General features: G+C 32.6%; 1 pseudogene. It reads right to left on the bottom strand.

Annotated features, from left to right (window positions below):
* Positions 1–221: pseudogene (locus I656_RS19665) on the bottom strand (RNA-guided endonuclease TnpB family protein); the annotation flags it as partial.

The following is a 221-nucleotide window of genomic DNA, read 5'->3' on the forward strand; positions in this document are numbered from 1 at the left end:
TGGCCAATGATCAGTGAATGGAAGCCATCTTTTTTAAGATATTTTGGAATACTGATAGCCTTGTGGTCATATTTTCCTTGTTTGGCAAGACTGATTAAACCAAAGAAAGATTTAAAGGCTTCATTGACCTTTTTTAAAATTTGCTGTGCCATGTTGCTGTTTAACAGCTTATAGTTTTCGTTAGTTTTTGCAAGATGATCGTTTTTCTCATAATTAAGAAA

The sequence above is a fragment of the Geobacillus sp. WSUCF1 genome, assembly GCF_000422025.1.
Taxonomy (GTDB): domain Bacteria; phylum Bacillota; class Bacilli; order Bacillales; family Anoxybacillaceae; genus Geobacillus; species Geobacillus zalihae.